The 15,181-nt window shown below is 41.4% G+C and carries 13 protein-coding genes; 4 read left to right on the top strand and 9 right to left on the bottom strand.

Annotation, left to right across the window (positions count from 1 at the left end):
- Positions 1-45: 45 nt before the first annotated feature.
- The 7 genes from acs to rpsP all read right to left on the bottom strand — a co-directional run bounded on the left by acs (position 46) and on the right by rpsP (position 7,425).
- Positions 46-1,989 (bottom strand): acetate--CoA ligase, encoded by a 1,944-nt coding sequence (gene acs / locus B6K83_RS00705; RefSeq protein WP_085282243.1) that lies wholly within the window; start codon positions 1,987-1,989, stop codon positions 46-48.
- 264 nt (positions 1,990-2,253) lie between these two features.
- Positions 2,254-3,333, bottom strand: a complete 1,080-nt coding sequence (locus tag B6K83_RS00700; protein ID WP_085282241.1) for a peptidase associated/transthyretin-like domain-containing protein — start codon at positions 3,331-3,333, stop codon at positions 2,254-2,256.
- 1 nt (position 3,334) lies between these two features.
- The gene (locus B6K83_RS00695; protein WP_085282239.1) at positions 3,335-4,849 is read right to left on the bottom strand and encodes a hypothetical protein; all 1,515 of its coding nucleotides are present in this window, start codon (positions 4,847-4,849) and stop codon (positions 3,335-3,337) included.
- Between the two features lie 575 nt (positions 4,850-5,424).
- The gene (gene rplS / locus B6K83_RS00690; RefSeq protein WP_085282238.1) at positions 5,425-5,778 is read right to left on the bottom strand and encodes a 50S ribosomal protein L19; all 354 of its coding nucleotides are present in this window, start codon (positions 5,776-5,778) and stop codon (positions 5,425-5,427) included.
- 12 nt (positions 5,779-5,790) lie between these two features.
- Positions 5,791-6,573, bottom strand: a complete 783-nt coding sequence (gene trmD / locus B6K83_RS00685; protein WP_085282236.1) for a tRNA (guanosine(37)-N1)-methyltransferase TrmD — start codon at positions 6,571-6,573, stop codon at positions 5,791-5,793.
- A 43-nt stretch (positions 6,574-6,616) separates the two neighbouring features.
- Complete coding sequence (gene rimM, locus B6K83_RS00680; RefSeq protein WP_408607154.1) at positions 6,617-7,147, bottom strand: ribosome maturation factor RimM; 531 nt, start codon at positions 7,145-7,147, stop codon at positions 6,617-6,619.
- A gap of 29 nt (positions 7,148-7,176) precedes the next feature.
- Entirely contained in the window at positions 7,177-7,425 is a 249-nt protein-coding gene (gene rpsP / locus B6K83_RS00675; RefSeq protein WP_085282234.1) for a 30S ribosomal protein S16, read from the bottom strand.
- A 240-nt stretch (positions 7,426-7,665) separates the two neighbouring features.
- On the opposite strand from rpsP, the gene B6K83_RS00670 reads away from it, so the two are divergent.
- Positions 7,666-8,637: a DMT family transporter gene (locus tag B6K83_RS00670; RefSeq protein WP_085282232.1), complete on the top strand. Its 972-nt coding sequence runs from the start codon at positions 7,666-7,668 to the stop codon at positions 8,635-8,637.
- Positions 8,638-8,873: 236 nt separating this feature from the next.
- Here B6K83_RS00670 and ffh read toward each other — a convergent pair whose 3' ends face one another.
- The gene (gene ffh / locus B6K83_RS00665; protein ID WP_085282230.1) at positions 8,874-10,256 is read right to left on the bottom strand and encodes a signal recognition particle protein; all 1,383 of its coding nucleotides are present in this window, start codon (positions 10,254-10,256) and stop codon (positions 8,874-8,876) included.
- A 202-nt stretch (positions 10,257-10,458) separates the two neighbouring features.
- On the opposite strand from ffh, the gene B6K83_RS00660 reads away from it, so the two are divergent.
- From B6K83_RS00660 to B6K83_RS00650, 3 genes are all read left to right on the top strand, one after another.
- Positions 10,459-11,532 carry an SO_0444 family Cu/Zn efflux transporter gene (locus B6K83_RS00660; RefSeq protein WP_085282228.1) on the top strand — a complete coding sequence of 358 codons (1,074 nt, stop codon included), beginning with the start codon at positions 10,459-10,461 and terminating at the stop codon, positions 11,530-11,532.
- A 104-nt stretch (positions 11,533-11,636) separates the two neighbouring features.
- Positions 11,637-12,437 (top strand): cytochrome C assembly family protein, encoded by an 801-nt coding sequence (locus tag B6K83_RS00655; protein ID WP_085282226.1) that lies wholly within the window; start codon positions 11,637-11,639, stop codon positions 12,435-12,437.
- A gap of 88 nt (positions 12,438-12,525) precedes the next feature.
- Entirely contained in the window at positions 12,526-13,809 is a 1,284-nt protein-coding gene (locus tag B6K83_RS00650; protein ID WP_085282224.1) for an HlyC/CorC family transporter, read from the top strand.
- Between the two features lie 611 nt (positions 13,810-14,420).
- On the opposite strand, the gene B6K83_RS00640 is transcribed toward B6K83_RS00650, so the two are convergent.
- Positions 14,421-15,041 carry a transglycosylase SLT domain-containing protein gene (locus tag B6K83_RS00640; RefSeq protein WP_175474805.1) on the bottom strand — a complete coding sequence of 207 codons (621 nt, stop codon included), beginning with the start codon at positions 15,039-15,041 and terminating at the stop codon, positions 14,421-14,423.
- Between the last annotated feature and the right edge of the window lie 140 nt (positions 15,042-15,181).

Raw genomic sequence — 15,181 nt, 5'->3', positions numbered from 1 at the left:
GCTTTTTTTATGGATGTGAACAAAAAGTCTTTTTAACTTAATTGCTTAGCCTTGCATTTTTCTATTACTGACTAAGTGATCAACAACCGCCGGGTCAGCCAATGTTGAGGTATCGCCTAGTGTACCGAGATCATTTTCAGCAATTTTTCGCAAAATACGCCGCATTATTTTACCCGAGCGAGTTTTCGGTAGCCCTGGCGCGTATTGAATATAGTCAGGTTTGGCAAAGCGCCCAAGTTCACCTGCAACAAACTCAGTTAACTCGGTTAATAGCTCATCCGACTCTGTGGCGGTATTCATCAATGTCACATAGGCATACACCCCTTGCCCTTTGATGTCATGCGGATAGCCCACCACAGCCGCCTCAGCAACTGCAGGGTGTAATACTAAAGCACTTTCAATTTCTGCTGTCCCTAAGCGATGCCCGGAAACATTCAACACATCATCAACACGGCCAGTGATCCAATAAAAGCCATCTTCATCACGTTTAGCACCATCACCGGTAAAATAGTTACCCGGATATTGATTTAAATAGGTTTGATAAAAGCGTTCATGATCGCCATAAACGCTGCGTAATTGCCCTGGCCAACTGCCCGTCATCATTAACAAGCCTTCATTGGCACCTTCAAGGGTATTACCGTCTTTATCAAATAGCGCGGGCTGAACACCAAAGAAAGGCTTACCGGCTGCGCCTGGCTTCATATCAACAGCACCTGGTAGCGAGGTAATTAGTATGCCGCCAGTTTCAGTTTGCCACCAAGTATCAACAATGGGGCAGTTATTTTTGCCGACCACTTCATAATACCAGTGCCAGGCTTCTGGGTTAATCGGCTCACCCACTGTGCCTAATAAACGTAGGCTTGATAAATCCGCTTGTTCGACAAAGCTATCCCCAACACTCATTAATGCGCGAATCGCCGTTGGTGCGGTGTAAAAAATGTTCACTTGATGTTTATCACAAACCTGCCAAAAGCGTCCGGCGTCAGGGTAAGTCGGCACCCCTTCAAAGACAAGGGTGGTAGCACCATTGGCCAGTGGGCCGTAAAAAATATAGGAATGCCCAGTGATCCAACCGGCATCCGCCGTACACCAATAAATTTCACCGTCTTTGTAATCAAAAACATATTTATGGGTCATAGCGGCATAGAGCAAATAACCACCACAAGTATGGAGCACGCCTTTGGGGGTGCCGGTAGAGCCTGAGGTATAAAGAATAAATAAGGGATCTTCAGCGTCCATCACTTCAGGGGTGCAATCGGCCGGATAGTTGCCCACTTCTTGCTGGTAGCTCACATCAAGTTTATCATTCCAAGCAACATCCCCCCCGGTTCTTTCAACCACAATGACCGAGTGTACCTTAGGGCATTCAGCTATTGCGGCATCAACATTCGCTTTTAACGGTATCACCCGTCCGCCACGCAAACTTTCATCTGAGGTAATAACAACTTCACAGTCGGCATCGATAACCCGTGAGCGAATAGCTTCGGTAGAAAAACCACCAAAAATTACCGAGTGCACCGCGCCTATGCGTGCACACGCTAACATGGCGTAGCCAATTTCGGGGATCATCGGCATATAGATACACACGCGATCGCCTTTTTTAACGCCTCGCGCTTTTAATAAGTTAGCAAAGCGACACACATGATCATGGAGCTCTTGGTAAGTGATCTTTTTATCTTCGCTTGGATCATCACCTTCCCAAATTATTGCAACGTCATTGGCTTTGGTCGCTAAATGACGATCAATACAGTTATAGCTAGCATTGAGTTTCCCCCCCGTAAACCATTTAATATTGGCTGACTTCATGTCCACTTCTGAGACCGTATCCCAAGGTTTATACCAGTCGATAAATTCTTGCGCTTGTGCCGCCCAAAATACATCGGGTTGCTCAATAGACTGTCGATACATGGCCTCATATTTTTCAGCATCAATATGAGTATGGGCTTTTGCCTGTGCTAATACGGGATAACGGCTGTTGAGTTGTTTCATGCTTAATCCTTGATATCTTTATTTTTTATAACGTACAGGCAGGAAAAGTTAACGTGCCCTGCAACTGGCTTAGAAATTCAATTACTGACATCATAGCCTAAGTTTTATTACGGTTATACCCGACTAAAGTCGGATATTAAGAAACTATTAAGTGTAAATTAGCGCTTAACACTCTCTGTCTGACGACTAATAATTCAGCATTGTTAACCATGCAAACAAAAAAGCCTTGCACTGCCTAGTAACCTTTATCAGCCATATAATTGCCTACCTTAAAGTTAATAAGTATTTAAAGATATTGCTAACTTGGTTTTTCACTTCCACTTCACCTAAGTCAAAATCACCATGGCGTCTGGTGGATAAAGTTGCATGATATTTTCCAGGTAAAACTTTAGCACGCACGTCAAAGCGCTTAGCCTTGGTTTTCTGAGATATTTCAATTGGCTGCTCATTGCCATTGCTGAGTATGAGCGTAATTCGGTCTCTTAATCTGGATTTAATTTCAAAATTAAAAAGCGCTTCTCTTGGCATTAAACGACCCGTGATAGTGATACGCTCAATGGCCGTTTCGTTTTTGCCCTTAGAGAGTTTTTCCTGAATGTTAACAGCAGCGTCATTATCTTGCGTTACTGGTAAGCTTTTCTTAGCTGCAGTCTTTTTAGCAACTGGTGGCACAGTCGCGCTGAGTTTAGTTTTAGGCTTAGGCGTCAATATACTTAAGCTAACATCAAGTTTACTTAATTGATTTTTAAATATTTTAATTTTTTTTCGTGTCGGACTATAACCCTTTTTAGCGACCAAAATATCATATTCTCCAACGGGTAACCGCATGCCCCTGTGATAATTTAGGTCATAATTCGTAATTTTTATGTTTGCCGCTGTCGGTGTTGAGTTAACTTCAAGTCGACCAAAACTCAAGTCACTTTTTGCCCCAGTGACACTTAGCAATTGATAATAATCTAGCGTAAAGCTTTTCGAAACAGTCATGCGCGCCAATTTGGTACCTTTATTAGCAACTAGCTTATAGGTACCGGGGAAAAGCCGGTTATCTTCAAACAAACTTCTTTGCCCGCCAAGTGCCTTGATAGGTATCACAGAAAACTTAACGTTCGGCTGATAATTTTTAATTTTCAACGCAACACCTTTTCCTCGTTTAGCACTATGCACTCTATTCGTTTGTTTGAGCGTTAAAAAGTAATTTAAGTTCACCAAATTAAACAAGCGCTGAAATGAATACTCTATTGGTTGAGCCACCACTTGCTCTTTAATGATCTTCTTGACGGAGTCAGTAGCACAATAGGCTGAGAAACTGCTCCACAGCAAGACTAAAATAGCAAATCTAAACACCCTATGCGTCTCCTTCTAAACTGTCTGCCAAACTGAATAGCCCAGAGCTAAGCAGGTCAGCAAAAACACCATCGATATTAGTGATGGTTAGCTCATACGTTTTGGCAAATATTTGGTCAAAACTGTCACTGTTTTGTTGGATAGCAAGAGTAATCGCTTGGTCCACCATCTCACCTTTTGCGGCATTGAGTGATTCTTTATAAATATCATCAAATAAACTGTCTTTTTGCTGTGCTATTGCCGCTAACTCTGCGGCTACCTTATCTTTACTTTTAGCGTCTTTTGATATCTCACTGTTCTCTGCGTTTTGAAGAAATTTTTTGAGCAAGGTTTTAGCCATACAAGCGCTCGCAACTTCTTGCCACTTATCAACCCCAAACTTACCTGAATGAATAGGCCTATTCTCCATATAACCTGCAAACTCAAAACTGTTCGCATCCGCACTTGGGTAAGGAAAAAAAGCCACCCAAGTAAAGGTCTTTTCAACGTTATTGACAATATAGGTCAGCGGGTCTTTCTGATAAACGACCTTCAATGGCAGTTTAATTTGAATATCCGCAGCGGTTATTGATGAGGGCACAATATAGTCTTCATTGAGAAAGTTATTTAATGCTGTACTTAAGATGCTCGAGAAGCCGTTAGATAGCCGCTGAGCACTGGGCAATGTATGGTCTGAGCCATAATCCATTGCATCATCTAGTTGTTTTATCTGTGCTTTGGTAGCTAGGTCTTTAAATACCACATCAACATTTAATGTTGGGTTATAAGATTTACACCTTCTTATTTGTGCTATCAGTGAGTCGTATATTGGCTGAGGATTTTTTTGATTAAGTAAAGCGAGGTAATTCGTTAACTGTTTGTTATAAATTTGACTAATGTTAGCCAAAGCTTTTCTGGCCTTTTTACGCTTAAATGGTTGCAACATTCTTACAGGCTGCGATGCCTCAAGGTAGTCTTGATAGTGACTGATTTTTGGGTCCGCTATTGCGCGTCGATAGAGACTAATCGTAGCAAGCGAATTATGCAGTCGGTTTATTAATACATACCACAAGAAAAACAATCCCAGTATGGCAATCTCGTTAACATAGCTAACATAGCCAGCAATTGAAGGGTAATGCTCAATGCGTTTAACCTTAAAGTCGTCAAAAGCGTCAGTGCTAGCAACAAATTTACTTAAGTCTTCGGTTATCACGCCTGCTTGCTCAAATTGGCTAAACTGAAATATCGGATGAAGTTTCACCGCGGGGTAGATGCTGCCATATTTCGAGTCATGAGGCTGAACATGATCGTAAACTATATATTCAGGAACACCGTTAATTTTAATTAACAAATAGAAAAAAATAAAAAATGGCAAGCCGATAAAGAAATGACTGAGCGCCCGCATTTTTTCTTGCCATATATTGGCGTAAGACTTGGTGCCAGAAAAGCAAAAATAGACGGCCGCCAACCAGAACAGAATAACGCTACCCCAGCCCAAAATAATATCGATAAATAAAACTTTAACAATAAATGTCATCTGTGATGTCCTATCTCACCTTATTTAAACTAAATCCATTTAACATTTTAATGGCCGACTTTTGCTAAGGTAACGACTTGCGATTTCCCTACCTTAACGTCACTGTGCGTTAGCAGCATGGCACAAATTCAGCTAAATATTGAAACCTTCAATACGTGTGGTACGAGTAAGTCCATAGCGCAGGGTTAGCTCCCTCACTGAATCGAGCACTTACAAGACGACATAAAACTATAGACGCACGACAAACACAAGCGCAGATAAGTTCCGTATTGCATTAAATACCAAGCTATCGCGACGAGTGGTTAAATAAAAATAGTGTTAATTTTCAAAGGTTAAAATATTGATGTTTCAGCAAGGAAATGTCAAATAAAAGCCAACAGAATACTTTTAATCACTGGGTGTAATATGGTTAGCAAGGCGATGGGGTTGTTTTATACTCGCCAACTCAGTCTTGTGCCACTGGCGATTGAGCAAGGCACTTTAAAACAAAAAGCCTGAATAATTGCTTATTCAGGCTTTTTTCATCATCTTGCTTTACTAAAAAACTAGCAAATAATGCACTTGTATAAAAGCGCTTATTTCTTGGCCAATTTCTCTTTGATACGTGCAGACTTACCTGAACGCTCACGAAGGTAGTAAAGTTTAGCTTGACGTACATCACCGCGACGTTTGACTTCAATTGAGTCAACGATTGGGCTATGTGTCTGGAATACACGCTCTACACCAACACCGTTTGAAATTTTACGCACAGTGAATGCAGAATTGATGCCGCGGTTTTTAACAGCGATAACAACACCTTCAAATGCTTGAAGACGTGATTTGTCACCTTCTGTAACTTTTACTTGTACAACAACCGTATCGCCTGGGCTATACGCTGGTACATCTTTTTTCATTTGTTCAGCTTCAAGCTGTTTAATAATATTACTCATAATACCTTCTTCCTAGGGTTCACAGTCATCAGCAGCTTTGTGTTCAGCCTTAATGGCCGCTAACATTTTTTGCTGCTCTGCTGTCAGAGCTAGGTTAGTTAATAGTTCTGGTCTTCTAGTCCACGTTCTTGCTAACGACTGATATTGGCGCCATTGCCTAATGTGTTCGTGATTACCACTTAGCAGCACTTTCGGCACAGATTTACTTTCATGCTCTGAAATATCCATCACCTCAGGCCTAGTGTAATGTGGACAATCTAATAAACCGTCAGAAAATGAATCCTGCTCAGCTGATTGTTGATGTCCTAATACCCCAGGCACAAAACGTGCTACAGCATCTATTACATTCATTGCGGGGAGTTCACCACCACTTAAAACGTAATCACCGACCGACCATTCTTCGTCTACTTCAGACTCAATAAGTCGTTCGTCTATCCCTTCATAACGTCCGGCAATAAATATCAGCCTGTCATGTTGGGCTAGTTCACGTACACCGGCTTGGTCCAATTTCCGTCCTTGCGGCGACAAATAAATAACCTTAGCTTTTTTACCATCCTGCTCAGCCGCAGTTCTTGCTGCTTGGATAGCATCTCGTAATGGTTGTACCATCATTAACATCCCTGGGCCGCCACCATAAGGTCGGTCGTCCACAGTGCGATGCTTATCATGAGTAAACGCTCTTGGGTTCCACGTGTGAAACTCAATTAAGCCATTACGAATCGCTCGGCCTGTCACCCCATACTCAGTAATGGCGTCAAACATCTCGGGAAAAAGGCTGATCACCCCAATCCACATTTTCTTATTGCTAAGATCGTTTGTTACAACACTATTACTCAAGCTAGAAACCTGGGTCCCAGTCAACACAAATTTGTTTATGTTCAGTACTAACTGACAGTACAACTTGGTCCATTAAGTACGGGATTAAGCGTTCTTTTTTACCAAAGCCGTCTTTCAAGTTAGCTTTTACAACCAGTACATCGTTAGCGCCAGTTTCCATTAAATCAGAAACCTGACCAAGGTCGTAGCCTTTATCAGTAACTACTGTCATGCCAATAAGGTCGCGCCAATAGTACTCACCCTCAGGCAAGGTTGATAACGCGTCTTCGTTAACAAATATTTCTGAACCAACAAGCTTTTGAGCAATGTCACGATCATCAATACCTGCAACTTTAACAACAAGACCATTGTTATGTTTACGCCAATCGGTAATTTCTACTGATTGTGTTTTATTTCCTAATTTTAAAGACCAAGGAAAATAGTCTAATATGGCTTCTTGGTCATCTGTGAAGGAATGAATTTTCAACCAACCTTTGATACCGTAGACTGCGCCTACCTTACCTAAAGTGACTTCTTTACCAATATCTTTCACAATCAACTCCTAAAACCTACCAATTTAACTTAAGCTGCTTTTTGGGCATCTTTAACTAACTTGGCCACACGATCAGATACAGCTGCACCGTTAGCAACCCAATGGTTGACACGGTCAAGGTCTAAACGTAATTTTTCCGCTTGACCTTTTGCTGTTGGGTTGAAGAAACCTACTTTCTCGATGAAACGACCATCGCGAGAGTTACGGCTATCTGCAACAACAACCTGATAGAATGGACGCTTCTTTGCGCCGCCACGAGCTAAACGAATGGTAACCATATCGTCCTCTATATAATTTAAGTGTTAAAACGAATTTTCCAGACATTTCTATCGACCAACCGACAGAAAAGCTCGCGTATTTTACGCTTTTTTGCCGATAAAGCAACCTAAAGCGCAGCTTAGATGAGTTATTTTGCAAATAAATTGCCGCCGCTACTGATATAGCGGTATAATTCGCGCCTGCAAAACCAAGCGCCTTTTCAGTCGCGCTGTAAACAGCCCTTGTCTGGGTGGAAAACTATGACTCAACTCGTAAATAACAGTGCTAAAGGCTTAATGCTAGCCATGACCACAGCCATCATGTGGGGCATATTACCTTTAGCGCTTAAGTCTGTACTATTATTGATGGATGCCTATACCATTACTTGGTATCGCTTTATTTTTGCCGCGTTTTTTGTTGGCTTATTGCTCGCTGTTAAGCGCAAGTTGCCTAGCTCAATATTGCAACGCACTGGCATTATGAAGCGCTTACTCTTTGCGGCAATATTTTTAAGCTTAAACTATATAATGTATCTCGTTTCTTTACATTTTATTCCTGCTGAAACCGCACAAATGCTGATACAAATGGCGCCGTTTATGATGCTGTTGGGTAGTGTGATTTTTATTAAAGAAAGTTTTAGCCGTGGTCAAATGGTGGGCTCTGCGGTATTAATTTCAGGTTTGTTGTTGTTTTTCAATCAGCAGTTTTTTGACAGTAACAGTAACATCAGTAATGATGATTTCTTACTGGGTTTTCTGTTGATGTTAGGCGCTGCCATAACGTGGGCAGCGTATGCGATATTACAGAAAAAAATGCTACGTCACTACAGTTCAAATCAAGTGATGTGGTGCATTTATTTATTAAGTGCGGTGTTCTTTTTACCTTTAGCAAACCCAGAGCAAATTACATCGCTCAATACAACCGCATTACTGTTATTACTTTTCTGTTGTGCTAATACATTAGTGGCTTATGGTACATTCGCTAAATCGCTTGAATACTTACCTACCGCTAAAGTCAGTGCCACTTTGGCTATTACGCCATTACTCACCGTAGCGTTTGCCAATATCGCCGAATACCTTTGGCCAACAGCCTTTCAAGCACAACACTTAAATCTAATTGCTTATATTGGTGCTGGTGTGGTGGTGTTAGGCTCTATGTTAACGGCACTTGGTGATCGGATATTAAGCAAAAACAATATCAATAAATTAATACGTTTAGTGTTATATAAATAACAGCCTGGCACTCAACTTTTAGCCATATAACCATAAAATTATTAGCCACCCTACAGCCTATGTTGGTGATTGACTACACAAGGTTTTCGGTGGCTATTTGCTTATTGGAACTAATATTATGAACCTATATAGGCTGTTCCTAGCGATGGTTTTGCATGAGTAACTGAGCCCATTTTTAAACGTTTAATTTGGTAAAGGCGCTTAACACTGGGCTACTAAAAATTGACTCTGGTCGGCTAGCGACCAAACATGCCACCGCCCATACCACCACCTGGTGGCATCATACCTTTCATCGAGCGCATCATTTTTTTCATGCCGCCTTTGCCTGACATTTTTTTCATCATTTTTTGCATTTGCGTGAACTGTTTCAGCAACTTGTTAACATCTTGTATTTGCGTACCTGAGCCCGCCGCAATACGACGCTTGCGTGAACCCTTGATGATTTCAGGGCGTTGTCGCTCTGCTGGCGTCATGGAGTTGATCATGGCTTCCATGCGGATGGTTACTTTGTCATCCATTTGGCCTTTTATTTGCTCAGACATATTGCCCATGCCCGGCAATTTATCCATCAAGCCCATCATGCCGCCCATGCTTTTCATTTGCACCAATTGGTCGCGAAAGTCTTCTAAATCAAAGCCTTTGCCACTTTTTACTTTTTTCGCTAGTTTTTCCGCTTGTTTGCGATCAACTTTTTGTTCGACTTCTTCAATTAACGACAACACATCGCCCATACCGAGAATACGCGAGGCAATGCGGTCGGGATGGAAAGGCTCTAGGGCTTCAATTTTTTCACCAACACCCATAAACTTGATTGGCTTACCGGTAATATGACGAATTGAAAGCGCGGCACCGCCACGGGCATCACCGTCAGTTTTCGTCAAGATAATACCCGTCAACGGTAGCGCATCATTAAACGCTTTTGCGGTATTTGCCGCATCTTGACCTGTCATAGCGTCAACGGTAAACAAGGTTTCAATCGGCTTGATGGCGGTGTGTAAGGCTTGAATTTCAGCCATCATTTCGCCATCAATATGTAAGCGACCTGCGGTATCGACAATCACCACATCAAAGAAGTTTTTCTTGGCATGGTCGATAGCACTATTAGCAATATCTATCGGCTTTTGCGTGATGTCACTTGGGAAAAAACCGACATTGATCTCAGTTGCCAAGGTTTCCAGTTGTTTAATCGCCGCTGGGCGATAAACATCGGCGCTGACCACTAAAACTTTTTTCTTTTCGCGTTCGGTTAAAAATTTTGCTAATTTCGCGACTGAGGTGGTTTTACCGGCACCTTGCAAGCCCGCCATTAACACCACTGCGGGTGGTGCGGCTTTGAGGTCAAGTGCTTCATTGACTTCACCCATCGCAGCTTCTAATTCTTTCTGTACGATTTTGACGAAAACTTGCCCTGGCGTTAAACTTTTAGAAACGTCTTGCCCTACCGCACTTGCTTTGACTTTACTGATAAATTCACGGATCACCGGCAAGGCGACATCAGCTTCTAATAACGCCATGCGTACTTCACGTAAAGTGTCTTTGATATTGTCTTCAGTTAAGCGACCTCGGCCACTGATGTTTTTCAGTGTTTTCGTTAACCGATCGGAAAGATTTTCAAACATAAATAACCTAAATAATAACTTTGCGCAAAAAATTACTCTCTATTATACCTGTACGATAAATTAGCGAAAGAAGAAGTTCTATTTTTCAGCATTTGTCATTATATCGTTAGCGACGTTTGAAAATAATAAAGCGACAATACAGATCAATAATCACTAAAATTTTTATGATAAACTGTGACAAGAAACTCTATCTGGATCCTGTATGAATACCGCCATACTTTTTGCTGAAAATTTTTTGCAATTAAGTGTCGAAGCTAGCCCGTGGCTATTTCTTGGCTTGCTTATTGCGGGCTTAATGAAAGCTTGGTTACCCAGCAAAGCGCTTAATCGTCATTTAGGACAAGGGCATGGCGCTATAATAAAAGCGGCCATTATAGGGGCTCCATTGCCATTATGTTCATGTGGTGTAATACCCGTTGCCACTGAACTGCGTCGCTCGGGTGCTTCAGCACCGGCCACGTCAGCATTTTTAGTGGCCACACCTGAAACTGGGGTTGATTCCGTCTCTGTCTCGTATGCTTTATTAGGACCAGTTTTAGCCGTATACCGCCCGATCACGGCAATATTATCAGCGATATTTACCGGCATGCTAGTTGCGACAATAAAAACGCCTCAGCACAACGTTGAAGCTGGGCTTACACCTAAAAGTGCTGATTGTTGCACCTCACATCAAGCGGTTGCTGAAGTTAAAAAGCCTAATTGTTGCGCCAGTGCATCAGCACACGCCACTGACTCTGTCATAAAAAAAATCATCGCAGGGCTCCATTACAGCGCCACACAATTAATTGACGACTTAATGACCTGGTTAGTTATCGGCTTATTATTCGCGGCAACGGTGAAAACCTTTATCCCGAGTTCTGTTTTAGTGAGCTATGGCAGTGGCGTTATCACTATGTTGGTGATGATGGCACTGTCGGTACCTATGTATATCTGTGCCACAGCGTCCACGCCAATCGCCGCTGGCTTTATTATGGCGGGCATATCTCCTGGTACAGCCTTGGTTTTTATGATGGCAGGACCAGCCACCAATATTTCAACGCTAGGCGTTATTAAAAATGAAATGGGCACCAAGGTATTAGTAAAATATTTACTCGGCATCAGCGTTTCCGCTATCGGCTTTGGCTTATTATTAGATTGGGCTGTAACGTACTTTATGATTGATATTAGCCAACAAATGCAACATAGCCATCAAATATTGCCATATTGGCTTGGCTTAACTTGTACTGGCCTACTGGCGTTTTTAGCAATTAAACCTTTACGTAAACTATTGATATAAAATACACATTAATCGTGGTGTCTAGTGGTTATTCTGCTAGAATCGCCATAATAACTATAGCTATGATATAGCTAGTATAGTTTTAAATATTTTCGGAGCGTTTTGTGGAATTCTCAACTATTAGTTCTTTTACCGCCTTTATATGTTACAGCGTCGCGACCCTGTCCATTTTATCGCGACTATTTCACCCTAAAGGTCCAAACTTAATTATTACGCTAATTTTTGCAAGCTTAGCTATAGTATTCCATGTTTTAAGTAGCTCACAATTTTTATTCACACAAAACAGCCTCAATTTATCTTTGCCCAATGTGGTATCCCTGGTTAGCTTAATTATTAGTTTAGTCATCTCTACCGTGGCGCTGCGCTTTAAAGTTAATCTACTATTGCCGGTAATTTATGGCTTTGCTGGGCTTTGGCAGCTGAGTATGATTTTTATTGCTCCCATCGGCAATATGGTTATAGTCGCTAATAAGCTAGCGATGTTAAGCCATATCACCTTAGCAATTATTGCCTATTGCGTGCTCGTAATCGCCACCTTATACGCATTCCAAGTGGCTTATATTAATATGAAATTAAAAACCAAAAACTTACAAGCAGTGAGCCACTTACCACCGTTAATGCAGGTTGAGCGCCAACTGTTTATTATTTTATTATTGGGTAGCTCTTGTTTACTTTTAAGTGAAATTTTGGGCTTTATTTTTCTAAATGGCATGATAGCTAAAGAAAATGCCCACAAAACTATTTTATCTTTGGTTGCTTGTGTGCTGTATTTTGTGACGTTATGGGGCCACTTTAAGCAAGGCTGGCGCGGTCAACGGGTATTAATATTAACTGTCATTGCCACCTTCATACTGACCTTGGCCTACTTTGGTAGCCGATTTGTAAAAGAATTTCTCTTATTATAAATTTTAAGGTATAAATTAAAGCTTCTTCACAATAAAATTTTATACTGTGATATAGCGTGTAAATACTTACTCATATAGGAAACCTTTATTGGATAACATCTCAACTGATGTGCTGTTTGTCGTGCTCGGCATTCTCATCTTTATATCAGCATATTTCTCTGGCTCTGAAACCGGCATGATGTCGATCAATCGTTATCGACTTAAACATTTAGAAAAGCAAAACCATGGTGGTGCGAAGCGCGTAGGAAAATTGCTCGCTAAGCCTGATAAGTTGATTGGTTTAATTCTCATCGGCAACAACTTAGTGAACATTTTTGCCACGTTAATCACAGGTATCATAGCGCAACGTTTATATGGTGATGCTGGGGTGTTTTATTCCGGCTTATTGCTCACTTTGGTTATTTTAATCTTCGCTGAGATCACCCCTAAAACCTTGGCGGCGCTTTATCCAGAAAAAGTCGCGTTTCCGAGCTCTTTTATTCTCACCCTATTATTAAAAGTGCTGTACCCCTTTGTGATCGCGGTAAATTGGATCACCAATGGCTTATTAGCCCTACTTAGAATTAGCCCGGAGCAGCGCGAACAACACAGTTTGAGCTCAGAAGAGCTGCGCACCGTCGTTAATGAGTCTGGCGCCCTGTTGAAAGCTCGCGATCAAGACATGTTGGTGGGTATTCTCGATTTAGAAAACGTGACTGTTGAAGATATAATGATCCCGCGTAATGAATTGGTTGGTATAGATATTAATGATGAATGGAAGCGCATTCAAAAGCAGCTTACGCAATCAAACCACACCAGAGTTTTACTTTATCGCGACAGTATCGACGATGTGGTCGGCTATTTTCATATGCGTGACGCGCTACGACTAGTCTCTAAGGAGCAGCTCACTAAGGCAACCCTATTACGCGCCGTGCGTGAAATTTATTTTATTCCCGAAGGAACACCACTTAATGTTCAATTATTAAAATTTCAACGGGCAAAAGAGCGCATTGGGCTAGTCGTTGACGAATACGGCGATATTCAAGGCTTAGTGACACTCGAAGATATTCTAGAAGAAATAGTCGGCGACTTCACCACAACCATGACCCCAACCACCAGCGATGAAGTTAACATGCAACCCGACGGCAGTTATTTAGTTGATGGCAGTGCTACCGTGCGTGATATCAATAAAGAGATGACATGGCACTTTCCAACTGATGGCCCTAAAACCCTCAATGGTTTAATTTTGGAGTACTTAGAAGATATTCCAGAAGCAAACTTAAGCGTAAGGATCGCTGGTTATCCACTGGAAATTATCGAAGTAAAAGACAATATGATTAAAACCGTGCGTATTTTACCCGATTTTTACCTAGAAGAAAGCGACGAAAGTTAACCCCCCCCCAAGAAAGCCCGTAATCGGTAGGCGTATTTAAGGCTCTCGTCGTTGCGCCTGCACTTGACAATATCGACTTTAATATTGCTCCTTAGCTGCGAGTGAAAAACAGCGGTGACGTCTCGTGCTGGAGAAAGATATTTTGCTTACAGTTGTGGATATAACCATCAACAGAGAAAGTTAATCACAATGTTATACACAAGCTTAGATCTTAAGATCAGGTTTCCACAATTTCTGTGGATAACAAATGCAAAGCCACTAAACATCGGGCTTTGTATTTTGCAAACTATTTCGTGCAAAAAATTGCAGATTTTTTCAAATTAATTTCTTTTGTTTTCTATGCCTTACTGCCACTAGCTTGGCAAAGTTCAAGTACAAATATTTTACACTTTGGCAAGAAAAATGCAGTTCGATTAATGAACGGCAATTAAGGTATGGTGTCATGATAAAACGCATAATTTATGCGTAAGGGTACGCTTGAAATAAGCCACTTTTTAGCTTAAAAAATGGCGCATTGGCAATTTATCGAGCTAGGCTAATAACCTTAAAGCCCACAGCAACGCATAGCGACTAACCATGCGTGTCTGCTACGTTGGCGAATTCAATATCGATCACCCAAAAAATAAACGCCATAGCCAGCCATGATTTAACTCATCTTCACAACTTTTTAATTGGCTTGAGTAACGCTTAGCACGGTGATCGACTTTTCGGGCAACTTTCACTAACCAGGCTTTTTTCTTGTAGGTTTTGCGCTTAAAGCCGCCCCAACCTTCGTGGTAATTTAAATATTGGTTATAGCCATCCCATTTCGACACTTTATTAATTTTTTGCGTTTTAAAAATAAACCAACCCATAAAGTCGATAGCATCATCGAAGTCATCACGATCAGCACCCGAGTTATTAGTTTCTCGAATATAATCATCCCAGGTCATGGTTTTTGCTTGTGAGTAACCATAGGCGCTACTGACACGTCCCCAAGGAATAAAGCCCAGCAGGTAATCTCTAGGTGGCAGTGCATCAGCATTAAAAGAGCTTTCTTGATACATCATGCTCATCGGCACATGAATAGGTACCCCCCAACGTTCGCGCATATCTTTGGCAGCAAAATACCAGTCCCTATGCTCGCGAAATATTTCACAAAGGTTTTCTGGGTTTTTAGGTGGGCTAGTGGCGCAACTCGATAAGGTTAAACAAATCAATATTGAAATAATAAGTGTTTTAAAATAATACATAAAAACAGTCATTTAATTTTAATTAACCGTATCATGCCAGAATATTTTGCCATTTTCAGAATAAAATGTTCTTTTAGATAAAATTCATCAAGCGGGTCACAGGTTATCAGCTTGCAACTGTCAGCCTAAGAGCACTTGCT

The organism is Colwellia chukchiensis, from assembly GCF_002104455.1.
Classification (GTDB): domain Bacteria; phylum Pseudomonadota; class Gammaproteobacteria; order Enterobacterales; family Alteromonadaceae; genus Cognaticolwellia; species Cognaticolwellia chukchiensis.
The sequence above is the reverse complement of the archived record's forward strand: the minus strand, read 5'-3'. Positions and strand labels throughout refer to the sequence as shown.